Genomic DNA, 287 nt, shown 5'->3' on the forward strand with positions numbered 1-287 from the left:
GGTTTTGCTTGGTAAAATCTAATTTACTTACTTATCTAGTTTTCAATGTACAAATAATGGTGGAGACTAGCGGGATCGAACCGCTGACCTCCTGCGTGCAAAGCAGGCGCTCTCCCAGCTGAGCTAAGCCCCCAATTTTTAATGGTGGGCCTAAGTGGACTCGAACCACCGACCTCACGCTTATCAGGCGTGCGCTCTAACCAGCTGAGCTATAGGCCCATTAAAAATTGAATATAAACATTCAAAACTGAATACAATATGTCACGCTATTCCGCATCTTCGTAGAA

At 44.6% G+C, this 287-nt stretch carries 2 tRNA genes; both read right to left on the bottom strand.

The window, feature by feature from the left end:
- Positions 1 to 57 precede the first annotated feature (57 nt).
- Positions 58 to 133 (bottom strand) — tRNA-Ala (locus CD041_RS11545).
- A gap of 9 nt (positions 134 to 142) precedes the next feature.
- A tRNA-Ile gene (locus tag CD041_RS11550) sits at positions 143 to 219 on the bottom strand.
- Between the last annotated feature and the right edge of the window lie 68 nt (positions 220 to 287).

Source organism: Staphylococcus lugdunensis (assembly GCF_002901705.1).
Lineage (GTDB): Bacteria > Bacillota > Bacilli > Staphylococcales > Staphylococcaceae > Staphylococcus > Staphylococcus lugdunensis.